21 protein-coding genes are annotated in these 18458 nt (G+C 70.9%); 12 read left to right on the top strand and 9 right to left on the bottom strand.

Translation table 11 applies throughout. The features are described 5' to 3' along the window. Positions 1–265 precede the first annotated feature (265 nt). Positions 266–640 carry a nuclear transport factor 2 family protein gene (locus ABD350_RS13205; RefSeq protein WP_189997669.1) on the bottom strand — a complete coding sequence of 125 codons (375 nt, stop codon included), beginning with the start codon at positions 638–640 and terminating at the stop codon, positions 266–268. Positions 641–747: 107 nt separating this feature from the next. Then, positions 748–1932 carry an MFS transporter gene (locus ABD350_RS13200; RefSeq protein WP_189997668.1) on the bottom strand — a complete coding sequence of 395 codons (1185 nt, stop codon included), beginning with the start codon at positions 1930–1932 and terminating at the stop codon, positions 748–750. 303 nt (positions 1933–2235) lie between these two features. Here ABD350_RS13200 and ABD350_RS13195 point away from each other — a divergent pair, with 303 nt between their 5' ends. The 7 genes from ABD350_RS13195 (at position 2236) to ABD350_RS13165 (ending at position 8742) form a co-directional block, all read left to right on the top strand. Then, the gene (locus tag ABD350_RS13195) at positions 2236–2826 is read left to right on the top strand and encodes a TetR/AcrR family transcriptional regulator (RefSeq protein WP_189997667.1); all 591 of its coding nucleotides are present in this window, start codon (positions 2236–2238) and stop codon (positions 2824–2826) included. A 378-nt stretch (positions 2827–3204) separates the two neighbouring features. Beyond that, entirely contained in the window at positions 3205–4050 is an 846-nt protein-coding gene (locus ABD350_RS13190) for an SDR family NAD(P)-dependent oxidoreductase (RefSeq protein ID WP_212911671.1), read from the top strand. Positions 4051–4121: 71 nt separating this feature from the next. Then, the gene (locus tag ABD350_RS13185; RefSeq protein WP_344348272.1) at positions 4122–4826 is read left to right on the top strand and encodes a ScbR family autoregulator-binding transcription factor; all 705 of its coding nucleotides are present in this window, start codon (positions 4122–4124) and stop codon (positions 4824–4826) included. Between the two features lie 32 nt (positions 4827–4858). Further along, positions 4859–6469: an FAD-binding oxidoreductase gene (locus ABD350_RS13180; RefSeq protein WP_344348158.1), complete on the top strand. Its 1611-nt coding sequence runs from the start codon at positions 4859–4861 to the stop codon at positions 6467–6469. Between the two features lie 46 nt (positions 6470–6515). Further along, complete coding sequence (locus ABD350_RS13175; protein WP_344348157.1) at positions 6516–6818, top strand: hypothetical protein; 303 nt, start codon at positions 6516–6518, stop codon at positions 6816–6818. A 509-nt stretch (positions 6819–7327) separates the two neighbouring features. After that, positions 7328–8518, top strand: a complete 1191-nt coding sequence (locus ABD350_RS13170; protein ID WP_344348156.1) for a cytochrome P450 — start codon at positions 7328–7330, stop codon at positions 8516–8518. Further along, positions 8515–8742 carry a ferredoxin gene (locus ABD350_RS13165; RefSeq protein WP_344348155.1) on the top strand — a complete coding sequence of 76 codons (228 nt, stop codon included), beginning with the start codon at positions 8515–8517 and terminating at the stop codon, positions 8740–8742. Before ABD350_RS13170 ends, ABD350_RS13165 begins: the two co-directional genes overlap by 4 nt. Before the next feature lie 120 nt (positions 8743–8862). On the opposite strand, the gene ABD350_RS13160 is transcribed toward ABD350_RS13165, so the two are convergent. The 5 genes from ABD350_RS13160 to ABD350_RS13140 form a co-directional block, all read right to left on the bottom strand. After that, the gene (locus tag ABD350_RS13160) at positions 8863–9327 is read right to left on the bottom strand and encodes an ATP-dependent DNA ligase (protein ID WP_344348154.1); all 465 of its coding nucleotides are present in this window, start codon (positions 9325–9327) and stop codon (positions 8863–8865) included. Next, on the bottom strand, positions 9324–9977 hold the full coding sequence (locus ABD350_RS13155) for a hypothetical protein (RefSeq protein ID WP_344348153.1): 654 nt from the start codon (positions 9975–9977) through the stop codon (positions 9324–9326). Before ABD350_RS13155 ends, ABD350_RS13160 begins: the two co-directional genes overlap by 4 nt. Positions 9978–9981: 4 nt before the next feature. Beyond that, on the bottom strand, positions 9982–10371 hold the full coding sequence (locus tag ABD350_RS13150; RefSeq protein ID WP_344348152.1) for a hypothetical protein: 390 nt from the start codon (positions 10369–10371) through the stop codon (positions 9982–9984). Between the two features lie 632 nt (positions 10372–11003). Further along, the gene (locus ABD350_RS13145) at positions 11004–11444 is read right to left on the bottom strand and encodes a nucleoside deaminase (RefSeq protein WP_344348151.1); all 441 of its coding nucleotides are present in this window, start codon (positions 11442–11444) and stop codon (positions 11004–11006) included. Then, a complete protein-coding gene (locus ABD350_RS13140; protein WP_344348150.1) occupies positions 11441–12253 on the bottom strand; it encodes an LLM class flavin-dependent oxidoreductase in 813 nt (270 codons plus the stop codon). Before ABD350_RS13140 ends, ABD350_RS13145 begins: the two co-directional genes overlap by 4 nt. Before the next feature lie 93 nt (positions 12254–12346). Between ABD350_RS13140 and ABD350_RS13135 the strand changes: the two genes are divergently transcribed. Next, on the top strand, positions 12347–12796 hold the full coding sequence (locus ABD350_RS13135) for an Lrp/AsnC family transcriptional regulator (protein ID WP_344348149.1): 450 nt from the start codon (positions 12347–12349) through the stop codon (positions 12794–12796). An 18-nt stretch (positions 12797–12814) separates the two neighbouring features. On the opposite strand, the gene ABD350_RS13130 is transcribed toward ABD350_RS13135, so the two are convergent. Together ABD350_RS13130 and ABD350_RS13125 are read right to left on the bottom strand one after the other, a co-directional pair. After that, on the bottom strand, positions 12815–13330 hold the full coding sequence (locus tag ABD350_RS13130; RefSeq protein WP_344348148.1) for a dihydrofolate reductase family protein: 516 nt from the start codon (positions 13328–13330) through the stop codon (positions 12815–12817). 97 nt (positions 13331–13427) lie between these two features. Beyond that, the gene (locus ABD350_RS13125; RefSeq protein ID WP_344348147.1) at positions 13428–13982 is read right to left on the bottom strand and encodes a helix-turn-helix domain-containing protein; all 555 of its coding nucleotides are present in this window, start codon (positions 13980–13982) and stop codon (positions 13428–13430) included. Positions 13983–14172: 190 nt separating this feature from the next. Here ABD350_RS13125 and ABD350_RS13120 point away from each other — a divergent pair, with 190 nt between their 5' ends. The 4 genes from ABD350_RS13120 to ABD350_RS13105 all read left to right on the top strand — a co-directional run bounded on the left by ABD350_RS13120 (position 14173) and on the right by ABD350_RS13105 (position 18441). Beyond that, positions 14173–15297, top strand: coding sequence for an aryl-sulfate sulfotransferase (locus ABD350_RS13120; protein ID WP_344348146.1), 1125 nt, complete (start codon positions 14173–14175; stop codon positions 15295–15297). Beyond that, positions 15294–16646, top strand: coding sequence for a uracil-xanthine permease family protein (locus tag ABD350_RS13115; protein WP_344348145.1), 1353 nt, complete (start codon positions 15294–15296; stop codon positions 16644–16646). Before ABD350_RS13120 ends, ABD350_RS13115 begins: the two co-directional genes overlap by 4 nt. 41 nt (positions 16647–16687) lie before the next feature. Next, positions 16688–17776 (top strand): protein kinase family protein, encoded by a 1089-nt coding sequence (locus tag ABD350_RS13110; RefSeq protein ID WP_344348144.1) that lies wholly within the window; start codon positions 16688–16690, stop codon positions 17774–17776. Positions 17777–17862: 86 nt separating this feature from the next. Continuing rightward, complete coding sequence (locus ABD350_RS13105) at positions 17863–18441, top strand: TetR/AcrR family transcriptional regulator (RefSeq protein WP_344348143.1); 579 nt, start codon at positions 17863–17865, stop codon at positions 18439–18441. The last annotated feature ends 17 nt before the right edge of the window (positions 18442–18458 follow it).

Below are 18458 nucleotides of genomic sequence, written 5' to 3'. Positions count from 1 at the left end.
GTACGCGCCTGCCGCGCCGTGCGTTCGCGTGTGCCGTGCCGTACGCGTGTGACGTGCGTTCGCGTGTGCCGTGCCGGTACTGGTGTGCCGCGCCCCGCACGCGTGTGCCGTGCCGTACGGGCCCGCCGCCTCCGCCTCGGGACACCGGTGCGCCCCGCCGGTCGTGGTGGACCGGCGGGGCGGACGGCCGGGCCGCGGACGGGGGATGTGACGCGGCCCGTGGTACGCCGTCCCCGCCGGTGGCGGGGACGGCGCGTGTGGTGGGTCAGACGATCTCGTGACCGCTGACCGTGTTCTCGGGGACGCTCTCGCGCAGGTCCCAGTGCTCCACGATCGCGCCGTCGGCGATCCGGAAGATGTCGACGACCGCGGTGCCGCGGTCCTCGGGGCCCGTGGTGAACAGGCTGTGCACGAAGACCAGGTCGCCCTCGGCGGCGCTGCGACGGATCTCGAAGCGGCCGTCCGGCACCTGCTGGCGCAGGCCCTCGATGAACTCCACGAGCGGCTTGCGGCCGTCGGGCAGGTTCGGGTTGTGCTGGATCAGGTCCTCGGCCAGGTAGTCGGCGGCCTGGTCGGTGCGGCCCTGGTTCCAGACCTGCTCCAGGTAGTCGTGCGCGAGCTTCACGTGGTTCGTCGTCATGGTGGACTCATTCCTTCGTCGAGGTATGCGGGTGGTGCCGGTGGCCGGACGGACGGCTGGCGTCCGGGCGGTCACCGGAGAACTGGTGGTGAGGCCGGACCGGCGGGTCAGGAGGAGACGGGCACCGGCCGGGGCGCCGTCTCGGCCTTGCGGACCGACAGGTAGTGGGTGGCGCCGGCGAACAGGAGCAGGCCGAGCCCGGTGGCCGGCAGGATGCCGGAGCCCCAGGCGGGCAGGCCGGTGCTGCCGATGAAGCTGCCGAGGCTCATGCCCAGGTAGAGGGCCGAGGCGTTGAGGGCGAGCAGCAGACCGCGCTGCTCGGGCAGGAGCGCCACCAGCCGCGCCTGCTGGGGCGCCTGGTAGAGCTGGCTGAAGAAGGCCCAGAGCGCGAAGAGCAGCAGGCCGCCGATGGCCGCGTCGGGGGCGACGAGGAGCGCGGCGAAGGCGACGGCCACGCCCGCGACGGTCAGGGAGACGGTGCGGGTGGTGCCGATGGCGCGGGTCGCCCTGCTGGCGAAGCCGTTGCCCAGGACACCGACGATGCCGAACGCGAGCAGCGTCGCCGTCACATAGCCGGACGAGGCGTCGAACCGGTCGGCCACATAGGCGCCGGCGATGCCGTAGACCGTGAACTGCGCCGCCATGAAGAGCAGGGTGGTGCCCACGGTGGGCAGCGCGCCGGGCGTCGCCAGCACACCGCGGTACGCGGCGGGCGTCGGGCGCGGTCCGGGGTCGAGCCCGGGCATCAGGACGGCCACACCCACGAGGGCGACCCCGGACAGGACGGCCACGCCGATGAGGGCCTGCCGCCAGCCGAGCACGTCCCCGAGGAAGGACGCCAGCGGAACGCCGAGGACGGATGCCGCGGTCATGCCGCCGAACACCACGGCGAGGGCCTGCTGACGCCGCTCCTCGGGGACGATCAGCGATCCGGCCGCGGAAGAGGCGGGGCCGAATATCGCCGCACCCAGGGCGGCGACGACGCGGGCGCCGGTGAGGAAGGCGTAGTTGGGGGCGAGTGCCGCCGCCACCGAGCCGGCGGTCAGCAGGGCCATGCCCAGCAGCAGGACCTGCTTCCGGCCCATCCGGCCGAGTGCCATCGGGGCGAGGGGAGCGGCGATGGCGAAGGTCAGCGCGAACACGGTGACCTGGAGTCCGATACGGGCCGGCGCGACGTCGAGACCGTCGCCCATGGGCGCGCTGAGGCCCACCACGGCGAGCGAGGTGGTTCCCAGGGTGAAGTAGCCGAGCGCCAGCGCGAGTAACGCCGGGGTGGAGCCACGGGAAGACATCCGTCCTCCTTCCAATACGGAGCGTTGCGTATTGCAATACCAGCACGCGCCGTGTCCGTATGTCAATGGCGGATTGGAAGGCGCCGCCGATGTCCGCACATCGGATGCGCCGCCCGGTCGTCGAGGGCGTGAAATCCCGCGTTAATGGGGCCTGAACAGCATATTCGCGGGCGTCGATGAGGGTGGCCGGACGACCGGGCGGGGCTCGGGGCGCACTTGAGGAGGCTTCGGGCTTGGCAGGAGCCGCCTGTTCGTGATTACGATACGCACCGCACCGTATCTAGAGGTCTTAAGGTGGGTTCCATGACAGGACGTCCTCGTGATCCGGCCGTAGACGACGCCATTCGTCGTGCCACCCTCGAACTCGCCGCCGAGGCAGGCGCGCCCGGCGTCACCATGGAGGGCATCGCCGCGCGCAGCGGGGTGTCCAAACAGACCGTCTACCGGCGCTACGGCGGCAAGGGCGAGGCGATCCTCGACGCACTGGCGTGGTTCGCCGCCGCGCGGCTGCCGACCCCCGACACCGGCTCGCTGCGGGACGACATCTGTGTGCTGCTGACGGCGACCTTCGCCGCCCAGCAGGGGGTCAGCGGGGTGCTGAACCGGGCGCTGATCAGTGAGGCGCTCCAGGACGAGGACTTCACCGAACTGCTCTGGAAGCGGCTGACCGGCCCGCGCCGCGAGGAGGTGGCGAAGATCATCCGGCGTGCCCGGGATCGCGGTGAGGTCAGCCACCCCGACGAGGAGTTCCTCATCGATCTGGTGTTCGGTCCGATGTGGTACCGGCTGCTCTTCGACCGTGTATCGCTGGACCGGGGGTACGCGGCGGCCATCGCCGACACCGTCGCGGTGGCCGCGCGGCTCGACGGCGGGGGAGCGGCCCTCGCCCCCTGACCCCGCGCCCCGCTCCGGACGCCCCTCCGGGCCCCGGCTCCGGACATCCCCGTCCGGGCCCCGTCCGGGCCCCGTCCGGGCTCCGGCTCCGGACATCCCCGTCCGGGCCACCCCGGCCGGGACGCCCACCGCCCGGGGCACCGCCCGGGACGCCCCTTCCGGGGATCGCGTTCCGGGCGCCCACCACCTCGCACCCGCACGGCCGGGCACCACACGTACGACTTGCACCGCGAGCCCGACTCGCATCACGCGCCCGAGGCGCACACCACACGTACCACTCGCAGCACGTGAACCACGCGACCTCCTGGCGGCCGTACGGGCCGTCGTGGGGGCGCGTCATCCACCGGGCAGGGTCCTGCCCGTTACCGGAGGTACGACATGACGTCCATCGCGGACCAGACCATCGTCATCACCGGCGCGACCGACGGGCTCGGCCGTGCGCTCGCCCATGAACTGGCCCCGCTGGGACCCGAACTCGTCCTGCACGGGCGCAGCGAGGAAAAGGGCCAGGAGCTTCTCGCGGAGCTGCGGGCCGCCACGGGCAACGAGCGGCTGAGCTACGAGCGGGCCGACTTCTCCTCGCTCGCCGAGATCCAGTCGCTCGCCGACCGGCTGCTGTCCCGGCCCCGGATCGACGTCCTGGTCAACAACGCGGGCATGGGGGTCGAACTCGACCGCCGGGAGAGCCGGGACGGGCTGGAGCTGACCTTCCAGGTCGACTACCTCTCCACGTACATCCTGAGCTGCCGGCTGGCCCCGCTGCTGGTCGACTCCGCGCCTGCCAGGATCGTCAACGTGACCTCGGCGGGCCAGGCCCCCATCGACTTCGACGACGTCATGCTGCGCAGCGGCTGGAGCGGGGGCCAGGCCTACTGCCAGGCCAAGCTCGCCCAGATCATGCTCACCATGGACCTGGCGGACGTGCTCGACGGTACCGGGGTGACGGTCAACTCCCTGCACCCCGCCTCGTACATGCCGACCAAGATCGTCACGCATCTCTTCACCCCGCAGAGCACGGTCGCGGAGGGTGTGCGGAACACCGCGCGCCTGGTCACGGACCCCGAGTACGCCAGGAACAGCGGCCTCTACGTGAACCGTTCGCAGGTGGCGCGCGCCCACGCGCAGGCGCACGACGAGGGCGCGCGCGCCCGCCTGCGCCGGCTCAGCGAGGAGCTGACGGGCACCCCGATGCCGGCCGTGGGCGCGGACGCCTCTCCGCGCTGACCGTCCGCCGGCCGGACGGCGTTCCGCGCCGACCGCGGGCCGGCCGGACGGCGTAACGGAAGGAGTGCGTTCTGCTGTCGAGAGGCGAGAGCACACGGAGCCGAATCCTCCTCGCGGCCGCGGAAGGCTTCGGCACACACGGATACCACAGGACGAGCGTCGCCGACATCAGCCGGGAAGCCGGCGTGACCGGCGGGGCGCTCTACTTCCACTTCGACTCCAAGGAGCAGCTGGCCGCCGCCGTCCTGGAACTGGAGGACGACATCTGGCCGGCCCTGGCGATGGCCGTCCGGGTGCGGGAGCGCAGCGGGCTGCGGGGCCTCGTCGAGTTCTCCTACGAGGCCGCGTGCCGCATGGCGCACGACCCCGTCGCCCGGGCCGGGTTCCGCCTCCGGGTGGAGGGCGAGCCCGACGGCGAGGGCACGCACGGCGCGGAACTGCGGTGGCTCTCCCTGGTCACGGAGTTCCTCGCGCTGGCCCAGCGGCAGCGGGAGATACGGGCGGACCTGCTGCCCGTGGACATCGCCCACGTCTTCGTGGAGGCGCTCACCGGGATGCGGCTGCTCTCCCTCGCGGTGGAGGGGGCCGACCTGGACCGGCGGCTGCGCAGGTTGTGGGACGCCCTGCTGCGGATGGTGCTGGCGGAGGGCAGCACCTTCTCGTTCCGGCCGCCCCGCGAGGTGCCGGCGGCGTGCCCGCCCGGCCGGCCGGAAGACGACCGGGCACACCCGGCACGACCCCTGGGAAGGACGACCGCCCGGAAGCACGAGCCCTGAGAAACAAGATCGCTGAGAACGGGGAGATGCAGATGTCAGCACTGACGCGCCGCGGGTTCCTCGGCGCCGGAGCCGGCGGCACGGTCGCCGCGCTCACCACCGTGGGACCCGCGTACGCGGGCGCGCCGGACACCGCCGGGGAGACGGGCCGGGCGGCGGGCGCCCCGCCCGCGGTCACCGTCACCCCGGACGACTTCCGGTACGGCGACCTGACGGCCCGCGGGTACAACGGCCGCTTCGTCGGGAAGCCGGACTCCGTGCGGATCGTCCACACGACCGAGCAGGTCACGGCCGCCGTCGCGGAGGCGGTGCGGGACGGCGCGCGGATCGCCGTCCGCAGCGGCGGCCACTGCCTGGACGGGCTGGTCGACGACGGGCAGGTACGGATGCTGCTCGACGTGTCCGAGATGGACGCCGTGTACTTCGACGAGGAGCGGCAGGCGTTCGCCGTCGAGGCGGGCGCCCAGCTCGGCCATGTGTACCGGACGCTGTACCTGGACTGGGGCGTGACGATACCCGGCGGTACCTGCCCGACCGTGGGCGTCGGCGGCCATGTGCAGGGCGGTGGCTACGGGGCGCTGTGCCGCCAGTACGGAGCGGTCGTCGACCACTTGTACGGGGTGGAGGTGGTGGTCGTCGACGGCGCGGGGGAGGCGCGGGCGGTGATCGCCACCAGCGACGCGGACGACCCGCACCGCGACCTGTGGTGGGCCCACACCGGCGGGGGCGGCGGCAACTTCGGCGTGGTCACCAAGTACTGGTTCAGGACCCCCGGCGCCACCGGGAACCCGGGCGACCTGCTGCCCAGGCCGCCCGGCGCGCTGCTGAAGGCGTCCGTCAGCTGGAAGTGGAGCGACCTCACCGAGGAGGCGTTCACCCGCATCGTGCGCAACCACGGCCAGTGGCACACGGACAACGACGGCGACGGCGGGCCGTACGCCAGCCTGAACAGCGTCCTACTGCTGCACAACGCGGCCCTCGGGACGGTGGGCCTCAACGTCCAGGTCGACGGCACCCTGGCGAACGCGGCCGACTTGGTGGACGACTACATCGGCGCGGTGACCGTCGGCGTGGACGTGGCGCACACCAGGACCCGGGCGACGGGGCCGTGGCTGAAGGAGACTCTCAAGAACCCGTACGAGACCGGGGCCTACGACCGCTCCAAGTCCAAGGGCGCCTACCTGCGCCGGGGCTACTCCGAGGACCAGATCGCCGCCCTGTACCGGCGGCTGTCCGACCCCGGTTACGACGGCCACGCCTCCGTGCTCCTCTACACCTACGGCGGCCGCGCCAACGTGCCCGCCCCCGCCGACACCGCCATGCCGCAGCGGGACTCGGTCCTCAAGGCCAACTTCATCACCTACTGGGCCGACCCCGCCGACGACGCCCGGCACGTCGACTGGATGCGGGGGCTCTACAAGGAGACGTACGCGGCGACCGGTGGCGTCCCGGTCATCGACGGCGACAGCGACGGCTCGTACATCAACTACCCGGACACGGATCTGAAGGACCCGGAGTGGAACGCCTCCGGCATCCCCTGGCAGACCCTCTACTACAAGGACAACTATCCGCGGCTCCAACGGATCAAGGGCGAGTGGGACCCGGGGAACGTCTTCCGCCACGCGCTGTCCATCACCTGCTGACACACCCGATGACACCCACGGGCAGCAGCCGCTGACATGCGTGTCCGTGCCCTGGCCGGTATCCGCCGGGCGGGCACGGACAGCCGGGCTGGAGGGACTGTGCTTCAAGCGGCTCGATGAGCCGTACCGGCCGACGCGCTCCCGGCGGAAGTACAAGGAGCGGGTCACGACCGAGGCCGTCATCGGAGCCGTCACCGGCTCACTCACCGCGCCACGGACCGTGCTGCTGGACCACTACGACACAGCGGGCCAGAACGCCCACCTGGCCTTCGAGGGAGTTCCGGCGCGGCTCTGTCGGCCGATGTTGTGCTCGCCCCATCCGGTGATGGGGCAAGCATTGTCCGGGTGAACGAAGAGGCCGGGTACGGGGCGAGTCCTTCCCGCTCTTCGCCCGGTGCGCGGTGAGAATCCAAAGAATCGCAGACGAGTCCACCGTTCGGTCCCTTTCCGTACAGGGCCGAACTGAATGCGGGCTCAAGCAGGGACTGCGGCGGTCTCCGGCTCGGCCTGTGCAGTGTTGTGGGATGCGAGGCAGCGCTCGGCGTCCAGGGCCGCTGCGGCGCCGGTGCCGGCCGGGCGGACGCGCACGGCGGCGAAGCGGGACCGTAACTGGCCGCACGAGCCCTGCCGCCTGGAAAGCCGATTCTCGGCCAGGGCGACGCGGTCGGCGCGGGCTGGACGGTGGTGGTCCGCAAGGCCGCGTAACGCTGAGGTGCAGGCGTCCGGCGGCAGCGACCCCCATCGTCCGGTGGCGCTGCCACGGGGGGCCGTCCGGTGGCTGACAAGGCGCTGTTGCCGACGCCGGCGCGCGGCCGTGACCATCGAGTGGCAGCCACCGAGCGACCGGGAGGTCACGCCATGACGGTCACGGCCGAACAGCCCGTTCCCTATCCGTTCAACGAGCCCGACGGGCTGAGCCTGGCGGACGCGTACCAGGCGGCGCTGGAGGAACCGGGCCTGATTCGCGTGCGTCTGGCGTACGGGGAGCCCGCCTGGCTGGCCACCCGGTATGCCGACGCGCGCCTGGTTCTGGGTGACCGCCGCTTCAGCAGGGCGGAGGCGCTACGGCACGACGCACCACGTCATTCGGAGGGCAGTCAGGACAGCGGCATCCTCAGCATGGACCCGCCCGGGCACACGCGGCTGCGCACGCTGGTGGCGAAGGCGTTCACCGTGCACCAAGTGGAGAAACTGCGTCCGGCGGTCCGGGATCTGGCGCACCGGCTGCTCGACGGGATGGAGGCCATGGGGCAGCCCGCCGACCTCGTGGAACACTACGCGCTGCCGATCCCGGTCGCCGTCATCTGCCGCATGCTGGGAGTGCCGGAGGAGGACCGCCCCAGGTTTCGGGCCTGGAGCGACGCGGCGCTCTCCACCAGTTCCCTGACGGCTGAGGAGGCAGAACGCAACAGGCAGGAACTGCGGGCCTACATGACCGGACTGGTGGCGGACCACCGGCGCAACCCGCGGCCCGACCTGATAACGGGCCTGATCGAGGCGCGTGACACCGGTGACCGGCTGAGCGAACTGGAACTGGTCGATCTGTGCGACGGCATCCTCATCGCCGGCCACGAGACGACGGCCACGCAGATCCCCAACTTCGTGCACACGCTGCTCGACCACCCCGAGCAGATGGAGATACTCCGCAAGAGCCCCGAGCTGCTGCACGGCGCGGTCGAGGAACTCATGCGCTTCGTGCCCCTGGGCAGCGGCGCGAGCTTCCCCAGGTACGCCACCGAGGACGTGGAGGTCGGCGGTACCCTCGTCCGTGCCGGTGAGCCCGTCCTGGTCGCGATCGGCGCCGCCAACCGCGACGCGCTGAAGTTCTCGGACCCCGGCCGGCTCGACATCACCCGGAGCGGCGTCCAGCATCTCGGGTTCGGGCACGGGGTGCACCACTGTCTCGGCGCACCGCTCGCCAGGCTGGAGCTTCAGGAGGCTCTGGGGGCCCTGCTCGAACGCTTCCCCGGTCTGCGTCTCGCGGGCGACGTGCGGTGGAAGGACCAGATGCTGGTCCGTGGTCCGCGCGAGATGCCGGTGGGGTGGTGAGGGCGGTGTCCTGGACGACCGGGGTGGACCGCGCCCTGTGCATGGGATCGGGCATGTGCGCCGGTATCGCACCCGAGCTGTACCGGATGGACGACGAGGGCCGGGCGGAGCCGCTCGCCGCGGACATCCCCGAGGACGAACGTGCGCTGGACGCCGCGGACTCCTGCCCGGCGACGGCGATCTCAGTACGTGCCGGGCAACGGCTGATCGGGCCACGCCCGTGAGCGAGCACGAGGTGCGACGCACCTGGCAGGTCGACTCGCCCTTCCATGGGACGCGTTCAATGCATCATCGATGCGTCACATCGGCTGATCAGGCCGAAGACCACCTCAACGCCGTAACCGCTATGTGTTCGGACGCCCTCTTGCGTGGCAGGTATGGCTGGTCCAGGCCCTTGAACACCACACTTCGATGCCTGCGCTTCCCCAGGCCGGGGCGAGCCAGTCCTGTGCCGTCGCCCGGTCAGCCGTGACTGGACAAAGCGTGAAAGGCGTGTCGAGGACTCCAGTGGCGAAGAGGAATCCGAGTTGGGCGCGCCTGTCCCGGCAGGGCAGCGGCATCAGGTTGGTGCCGTCTGATTCCAGTACGTCGAAGGTGATCAGGTAGGCGGGGTCTGCCACGGCGGCCTGCTCGGCGTTGCGACCCCGGTGACGGGCTCGGCGTTGGAGTGCGGCGAAGTCCAACCTCCCTTGGCGGGGGACGACTGCTTCGCCCTGGCAGCGGATCGCAGTTGTCCGTTGTTGCTCAACCCAGGCTCTGACAGGGAACCGAGCCGTGAGCGCCGAGCGGGCCAAGTGCGGTGCACTCACCAGTCGGTGATGTCCACCACGTACCGACAGTGGGGATCGATCGCGTCCTTCGAGATCCGGTATTCCTCATCGAGCAGTGACGGCAGAGCCGCCAGCACAGCGGTCAGCGCACCGCCTGGGCGTACGTCGGCGCCGATCACTCCGGGGACCTCGTCGCTGTCCATGTACAGGCGCAGCACGCCCCCGTCGCGGAACAGGAAGCCGCGCAGTCGCGCTCCGTGCCGGTCCTCGGCCGGATCCGTCGGACGGGCCAGGCAGCGCAGGAGTGTGGCGGACCAGTCGTCCGTGGTGAACGGGGCCTCCGTCACATCGGCCGGGTCGACCAGGTAGAGGTCCATGCCCATGACCGAGGTGACCCGGCTGCGCGGGTAGATGTGGGTGCCGGTGTGCGCGGCTCTCAGCAGTGCGACGATGTCGTGCGGCGTGCGCAGGTCCGTGCCGTCCCGGAGGGGGATCTCGTAGGCAGTCAGCCGTTCCGGCCTGGTCTCGCCCCGGTCACCCAGCACTGCCCGGACGGTCGGCGCCTGCGACGGGGCGGGCAGGACTCCGCGTACGTGCTGGTCCTCCAGGAGCGGGGCGTAAACGTGGTCCGACAGGAGGGCGGCCACCTCGACCTGGAGGTCCGCGATCTCACGCTCGTCTTCGTTCACCGGGTTACCCATCCACCCGGTTCGGACACTTCCGCATGCCCTTGCAGTATGCGGTGATCACACCGATCACCTGCCTTTCTCCGGCATCGTAGCGGCGGTCGTCCGTCCTGCGAGCGTAGCGGGCCTTGACAATGATTTTGACGCGACCGTGAGCCCGATCCGAGGCCCACCCCCAATACTGGAGGTTGGCCCCCTCCACCTTGTCAACCTTGTCCCGGAGAGGAATGTTGACGAGCGTGCATTTCTTGATGTTGTGCTTACCGGAGAAATGGTTCCAGCCCAGCACGTCGTTGCCCAGGCGGGTGGGGATCCGGCGGCCGTCCGGGTCGGTCGCCTCACACTTGATGTGCTTGTTCCAGTTGTGAATGCCGTGAGTTTCGTCCCAGTAGGGCAAGTTCTCTTGGTGGCGGTCTGCTCCAGGTGGAGCACGGCTGCGGTATTGGATGGGGCGGCGGTAGGCGGTAGCAATGGTTCCGGTTCGCGCACCGGCGCGGCGGCTCTGCCGGGTGGCTGTTGGTGCGTCTGCGGCACACGATCTTCGGGTTGCTCTCTGAAGTCGGGACGACCTTCCCGGTGGCGTCTCGCTGCCGGGATTTCGTGTTCTCCGGGCGGAGTTGGATCTTGCGTAAGGCGCCGCTGTACGACCGGAGTTCAGCGGGCCCTGTCCCACGCATCAGCTGGGCGGCCCGAGTCCGGGAGGCAGGCGCCCCCCTGGCCATCAGACCGTATCGGCTGCATTTCACGGCTCGCCTGCTCTCCTGGACGGGCTCGGCCGTGGCATCCATCGGCCTGGCCTTCGCGCCTTCGCTTGGCCGACTCCTTCTTGACGTTGTAGATCCCCAACAGACGCTCGACTGCTGTGTCTTGGGTTGCGTAGCCCGACTCTTCCGTCTGCCTGCCTGTCGCTGACCGGTACCGGACCTTGTAGGGGTGCGGACACTTCGGCCACCGAGACTCCGGATGCTCGCACTCCTTGAAGAACGACCCCATGCAAACTGTGGGTGCCGGACGGACTGCCGGTCGTGGTCATCGGGTGGGCCGGTAATAGGCCGCTACGGGGGCGCGCGCCTCGTCGTGGAGGGCCGGACCGTCGTGCGGCACCGTCGGCCAGGCGCCCGACGGTGGGTTGAGCGCGACGAGTTGCTCGGTCGACAGCGCGTAGACGACCCGGCCGATGCCGGAGCGGACGATGCCGCCGTGGCACATGCCGCACGGCTGGCAGCTCGTGTACAGGGTGGTACGGGCAGCGGTGTCCGGGTCGAGTTCGCGGGCAGCCCAGCGGGCGAGCTTCAGTTCCGGGTGGGCGGTGATGTCGTTGTCCCGCCGGACCGTGTTATGGGCTTCGGTGAGCACGGTGCCGTCCGGTCCGGCCAGAAGGGAACCGTACGGGGCGTCGCCCAGGGTGACCGCGTGGGCGGCGATGCCGATGGCACGCCGCAGAAGGGCCTCGTCGGCCGGGGTGATCATGATCGAGTGCTCCAGTGGGTGGCCACGGTGGTCAGTGCCCGCCATGCCGCGTCGGGCCGACGGGTCTCTTCCGGGTCTCCGTGGTAGGGGTCGAGTACGACGGTGTCCGCGCCCAGCAGGCGCAACTCGTCGAGATCGTCGAGGATCTGTTCGACGGTGCCGACGCCGGCGGGCCGGTCGGAGGCGTCGACCGGTGCGCCGGTGACGCGCAGGGTGATACGGGGCGCGAACCCGGGCAGCGCGTGCCGTCGCAGGACCGCGCGCATGTGGGGGAGGGAGAGCCGCAGCGGGTGCCAGGCGTCACCGAACCTCACGGCGCGCCGCAGGGCCGCCTCGCTGTGGCCGCCGACCCAGACGGGAACATCGCCCTCCTGGCGCCCCGCGTCCCTGGCCTTCCTGAGGGTGCCAAGGCAGTCGTCCGTCAGCGGGCCACGCGCGGTGAACGGCACGCCCAGCGCCTCGAATTCCTGCCGGGCCCAGCCGACGCCCACCCCGAGGACGAAGCGGCCGCCGCTCAGTTGGTGGAGGGTGGCAGCCATGCGGGCCACCAACAGGGGGTGCCGGTACGGCAGGATGAGCACGGTCGTGCCCAGCCGCACCGTGGTGGTGAGACCGGCCAGCCACGACAGCGTGGTGAACGGCTCGTAGAACGGCTCAGGGTACCGCTCCGCCACGTCCGGGGTGACCGCCACGTGGTCCGACACCATGAGGGTGCCGAAGCCGAGGCCCTCCGCGAGCCGCGCCCATTCACGCAGGATGCCGGGATCGGTTCCCGGGCCGAAATTCGGTACATTGACGCCGAGTTGCATGGCCCGAGGCTATCCCGGTGATCATGGCGTACGGAACCGAAACCTCCCTGTGTAGCTGATGCTTCTCCGTGATTTTGTTGGTACTTTCGCCACATGGCCGGGAATCTTGATCACGTCGACTGGGCGATCATCGAACAGCTGCAGCGGGAGGCCCGCATCTCCCTCAGCGAACTGGGCCGCCGCGTGAACCTCAGCCCATCGGCCACCACCGAACGCGTCCGCAATCTGGAGGCCTTGGGCATCATCACGGGCTACCGTGCCGAGATCGACCTGGCCAAGGTCGGCTATCCCGTCCTCGCCGTCGTCCGCCTCAAATATCCGGGCAACCGCCACGGACCACTGCGCCGCCTCCTCGCCGAACGCCGCGAGATCCTGGAGTGCCTGCGCACCACCGGCAACGACTGCTACACCATGAAGGTGGCCGCGACCTCCATGGAACACCTGGAGACCCTCATGGACGAACTCGCCGGCTTCGGCAGCACCACCACGAGCGTCGTCTACAGCCAGACCCTCCCCTACCGCGGCCCCATCGCCCCGAACTGACAACCACGCACGCCGGTGTCAGCCGCTGGAGGGCCGCGCCTGCTTGCGTACGCGGAAGCGGAGCAGCGTGACGGCGCCCGACCGGGTGTTGCCGAAAGGTTCCAGGTCGATCCTGCCGAGGTTTGGGGGCGAGAAGCGGACGCCGTCACCGAGCAGCACCGGTAGGACATACACCAGGATCTCGTCGACGAGCCCGCGCTGCAGGCACTGGGCGGCCACGTCGGCACCGAGGATCTCCAGGTTCTTGCCGCCCGCGGCGCTGCGTGCCGTGGCGACGGCTTCCTCGATGCCACAAGTGAGGAACGTGACGGTGGGGTCCGGCTCGTCGGGAGGCTCGTGGGTGAGGACGAACTGTGCTCCCCCGTCGTAGCCGGTGTCCTGGCCGGCCATACGCTTGGCGACCTCGTAGGTGCCCCGGCCGATCGGCAGCGCTTGGCCGCCGCGTTGCCGGCCCGGGCAGGCGCCGAGCCTTCGTAACCGGGCAGCCAGTCCAGGCGGCGAGTCGGGGGCCCGGCCGCCGTCATGGTGCCGCATGCTCCGCCAGCGACGAACTCGCCGACGCGGAATACGGTGAACCGCCGCGCCGGACCGGTACCGGCATACCAGCGCGTCGTGTTCGCCGTGTTCGCCGTCAGGACTCGACCACCTCCACGTGGTCGCCGACGGCTACCACCAGGACCCGGGAGCCCGGTTCGGTGGAGCGCCAGCGGTGCCGGACGCCGCCGGACAGCAGCAGTGTGTCCCCGCGCCCCAGCCGGTGGATCCGTCCCTCGGCCTCCACCTCCACCGAGCCGTCCGCCACGTACATCAGCTCGTCGTTGCGATGCCGGAACTCGCGGTCCGCCTCGTGCTCGCCGATGAACTCCAGCGCGTGCAGCTGATGGCGGCCGCGCACCACCGGCCGGACACGCGCCTCCCGGTCGAGGCCGCTGTCGTCGCCGGCACGCACCACATCGACCGTGCGGGTCTCGTCCGAGGCCGCGAGGAGCTGTACCGCCGTGGTGCCGAGGGCGTCCGCGATCCGCTGCAACGAGCGCATGCTGGGGCGCGCCCGGTCGTTCTCGATCTGGCTCAGGAACGGGGAGGAGAGCCCGCTGCGCCGCGCCACCTCGGCGAGCGTCAGGTCGAGTGCCCGGCGACGGCGGCGTACGGCGGCACCCACCCGCGGTGTGTTCCCGGCCTCCATGGCTGTCCCGTCCCTTCCCGCCCCGCGGCGCCGTTCGCCCTGCTCGACGGTGCCTGACGGCACCTTACGCGGCGTGCGGCGAGAACCCGGAGGCGGTTTCGTACTGCCGACACACGCCCGTCACACAACCTCTCTACCGTCAAGTCGATTGCCCCCATCAAAGAAAATTTGAAACAGGAGGAGTTCCGACGTGCCCCGGATCGACCAGAACTCACGCCGCCGGCGCCCCACCGGCCTCATCGCCCTCGACGAGACGGCCGTGTCCGACGGTTACACCCTCTACGCACCGCTCACCGGCACCGGCGAGGTCTACCTCATCGACATCCACGGCCGCACCGTCCACCGCTGGGACCTGCCCTACCGACCCGGCCGCCACGCCCGCCTCCTGGCCGACGGAACCCTCGCCTACAACGGGGTGCTCCCGGGGGAGAAGGCCCTCTTCCCGATGTGGCACAAGTACCGGGGCGGCGTCATGCTCCGCGCGGCACCCGACGGAACGGTACTGCGCGAACACCGCGATCCCCTCCAGCACCACGACGCCCACCACCTCGACGACGGCCGGATACTCTATACGGCCCTGGAGGCCCTGACGGGGGCTGAGGCGGCGGCCGTACGGGGCGGAGTGCCCGGCTCCGAAGCGGCGGGCGGCACCGTCTGGGCGGACACCATCAGGGAGGTCGGCCCGGACGGCGAACTCCTGTGGTCCTGGCGCGCCGCCGAGCACCTGGACCGCGCGTCCTTCCCGCTGCACGAGGCGTACGCCCGTGAACACTGGCCCCTCATCAACAGTGTCACGCCTCTGCGGGACGGCAACATCCTCGCCAGTCTGCGCAGCGTTTCGGCCGTCGTCGTCATCAGCCGCGAGACCGGCGAGATCCTCTGGCGCAGCCGCCCCGGCACGGTCAGCCAGCAGCACGCACCCACCGAACTGGACGACGGCCGGCTGCTGGTCTTCGACAACGGCGTCTTCCGGCCCGGCCACGACGTGCCGTACTCCCGCGTCATCGAGATCGACCGGGCGGGCGGAGACATCGTGTGGGAGTACCACGATCCGGCCCGCGAGTTCTTCTTCGCGCCCTTCATGGGCTCCGCGCAGCGCCTGCCGAACGGCAACACCCTCGTGACCGACTCTCCGTCCGGGCGGTTGTTCGAGGTGACGAAGGACGGTTACCTGTGCTGGGAGTACGTGGTCCCGTACTTCGCCGGTTACCGCGAGAGCGAGGTCCGGGGCCTCTTCCCGTCCGAGCCCAACGCCGTCTTCCGCGCCTACCGTTACACCGCGGCCGACATCCCCTGGCTGGAGACGACCGCATGACGGGTATCCCGGCCCCGGCTGTCCCCCGCTCCGCCGAAGCCGTCGAGGCGCGGGTGCCGTTGCGGCGGCTCGTGCCGCTCGCTGCCCAGCACGTCCTGGCGATGATCGCCGCCCCCGTCTCCACCGTTTTCCTCGTCGCGGGCACCCTGAGGATGCCGCCCGGCGCGGCGGCCTCGCTGCTGAGCGCCGTCCTGCTGCTGTGCGGCGCGGGCGCCCTGCTCCAGTCCCTCGGCGTGTGGCGGATCGGCGGCCGCCTGCCGTTCGTCATGCTGCCCGGCGGTGCCGCGACGGGGCTGTTCCTCCAGATCGCCCAGGAACACGGCGCGCCGACCGCCGCCGGTGCCGTCCTCCTGGCGGCAGCGCTGCTGCTCGCCGTGCTGCCCCTGTACACCCGCGTCGTACGGCTCTTCCCGCCCCTGGTCATGGGCGTGACCGTCCTGCTCATCGGGATCGCGATGATCCGCGTCGCCGCCCGGCTCGTCACCGGCCCGGACGGTACGGGCGAGCCGCGCGCGGTGCTCCTGGCCGCGCTCACGGTCGCGGCGACCCTCGCCGCGTACGTGCTCCTGCGCGGTGTGTGGCGTCAGACCTCCGTCCTCATCGGGATGGCGGCCGGAACCGTCGTGGCGGTGACGACCGGTCTGGGCGCCTTCACCCCCGCGGCCGGCGAGGGCTTCGCGCTGCCCGTCTTCCTGCCCTTCGGCCCACCGCGCTTCGACCTCGTGGCCGCGCTTCCGCTGCTGGTGTTCAGCCTCACCACGCTGGCCGAGATCACCGGGCAGACCGTGCTCAACAGCGAGACCGTGGGCCGAACCCCCGCGCCCGAACGGGACGTTCCGCGCGTCGCCCGCGCCGATGCCCTCGTCTCTGTGGCCGGCGGACTGTTCGGCACGTCCCTCATGGTCACCAGCGCCGAGAACATCGGCATCGGCCGGCTCACCGGAGTCCGCAGTCGCTTCGTGACCGCGGGGGCGGGCGTGCTCCTGGTCGTCGTCGGTCTGGTCACGCCCGTGTCCCGGGCGCTGGCCGGCATACCCGAGGCCGTCGTGGGCGGCTCCGCACTCGTCGTCTACGCCGTCATCGCCGTCATGGGTGTCGAGATGCTCCGCCGAGCCGACCTGTCCGGTGCGGGTACGGGCAACCTGACGGCCGCGCTCGCGCTCACGATGGGGCTGCTGCCGTTGCTCTGCCCGGAGTTGTACGCGGGGTTCCCCGGCTGGGCCCGTACGATCCTCGGCAGCGGCGTCGTCGCCGGAACCGTGACGGCGGTCCTCCTGACCGCGCTGCTCGGCCGGTCCGGCACCGGGAGGCGGGTGTCCGCCCCGCCGGAGCCGCGCGTACGGGAGTGACCGCGCCGGAACCGGCGCCACGGACATGGCAGGAGTCGCCGATGGACGAGTCCGAGTCGCTACGCGCCGCGCGGGTGTCGGCCTATGCGACCGTAGGAGCACAGCTGTCGTTGCTCAGCGACCGCAGGCTCGGCGATGCGGTGGCCGCCGCGCCGGCACTGGGCTCGGGTATCGGCGGCAGACGGGGCGAGATGGAGGTCGCGGGGATACCCGTCTTCGTCAAGCGCATCCCGCTGACGGACATCGAGACGCGGCCGAAGCATGTGCGCTCGACCGCCAACCTGTTCGGGCTTCCTCTCCACTACCAGTACGGGGTGGGTTCGGCAGGGTTCGGGGCGTGGCGTGAACTGGCCGCGCACGTCATGACCACCGCGTGGGTTCTGAAGGGCGAGTTCGCCGGTTTCCCGCTCATGTACCACTGGCGGGTCCTGCCGGACCGGCCTCCTGCCGGCTTCGCCGACGAGTTCGGGGGCGTCGAGGGGGCCGTCGCGCACTGGGAGGGTTCGTCCGCCGTACGTCATCGGCTGGAAGCCATCGGGAGATCCTCCCTCAGCCTGGTGGTCTTCCTGGAGCACGTCCCTCGGACGCTCGCGGCATGGCTCGGTGCCACACGTGAGGCGGCTGGTACGGGGCCGGGAGGTGGCTCTTCCTACCTGTGGGTGGAAGACGCGCTGCTGCGGGGAAGCGAGTTCATGAGTTCACGCGGGCTGGTGCACTTCGACGCGCACTTCGCCAACCTGCTGACCGACGGCCGACAGGTGTACTTCGCGGACTTCGGGCTCGCTCTCAGCCGCCACTTCGAGCTCTCGGCTCGGGAAGCAGCCTTCCTCGCCGATCACCTCGTGTATGACCGCAGCTACGGCCCATGGCATCTGCTGCGCCACCACCTGCCCGAGACGGTGCGCGGTGACATGGAACTCGGGACTTTCCTGCGCGAATGGATCGCGGGCCGCCGCCCCGACGGCGTACCTCCCGGCATCTCGGCGATCATCGATCGCCATGCCCCGCACGCCGTCGTCATGGACGACTTCGCCCGTCGGCTCGTTACGGAGAGCAGGCGCACTCCGTACCCCGCGGCCCGGATCCGGAGAGCCCTGGCCGGCGTGTCAGCGCCGGGGCGGCCTCTGTGAGCACTTGTGCTCCGGAATGGGTCACCGATGACCCATATTGAATAACTGCTTGCTTGTTATGGGGCGTCGCTTGGTAGGCTGAGGTCATGACTTTCCCCGAGGAGACCGGAGTCCGCGGCCGTACGCGGCGGGCCATCCTCAATGCCGCCGCCTCCGTGCTGTCCCGTCGGCGTGATGCCACGCTGGCGGACATCGCGGCGGGCGCGGACGTCGGACGCAGCACCCTCCAGCGGTACTTCCCGGACCGTGAGGAACTGGTGTCCGCGGTCATCGAGGACTGCCTGCGGCTGCTCGACGAGTCGCTGAAGGCGGCGCACATCGACGAGGGCCCACCGCTGGACGCGCTGCGCCGGCTGGTGGCCGCCATGCTCGACGTCGGCGACCAGGTGCTGTTCCTGTACGGCGACCCGCGGATCAGTGAGGCGATCACTGCCCGGGGCGGCCCCGACCCGGCGGCCGAGGAGATCGGCCGGCTCATCAGGCGCGGCCAAGCCCAGGGCGCTCTGGACCCGGACGTGAGCAGCGACTGGATCGAGCACGTGCTCTGGGCGCACGTCTCCGCGGGCTGCATGGCGGTCAGCAGGGGGAAGTTGCCGCGCCACGGCGCCGCCGCATGGGTCCTCCGCACGCTGGAGAACGGCATCGGGACCCGCACGGCACCCTGACGGACTTCGAACAGCGA

The sequence above is a fragment of the Streptomyces nogalater genome (assembly GCF_039532885.1).
GTDB classification, from domain to species: Bacteria; Actinomycetota; Actinomycetes; order Streptomycetales; family Streptomycetaceae; genus Streptomyces; species Streptomyces nogalater.
Note: the sequence above shows the minus strand (reverse complement) of the source record. Positions and strands in the feature narration are given on the sequence as shown.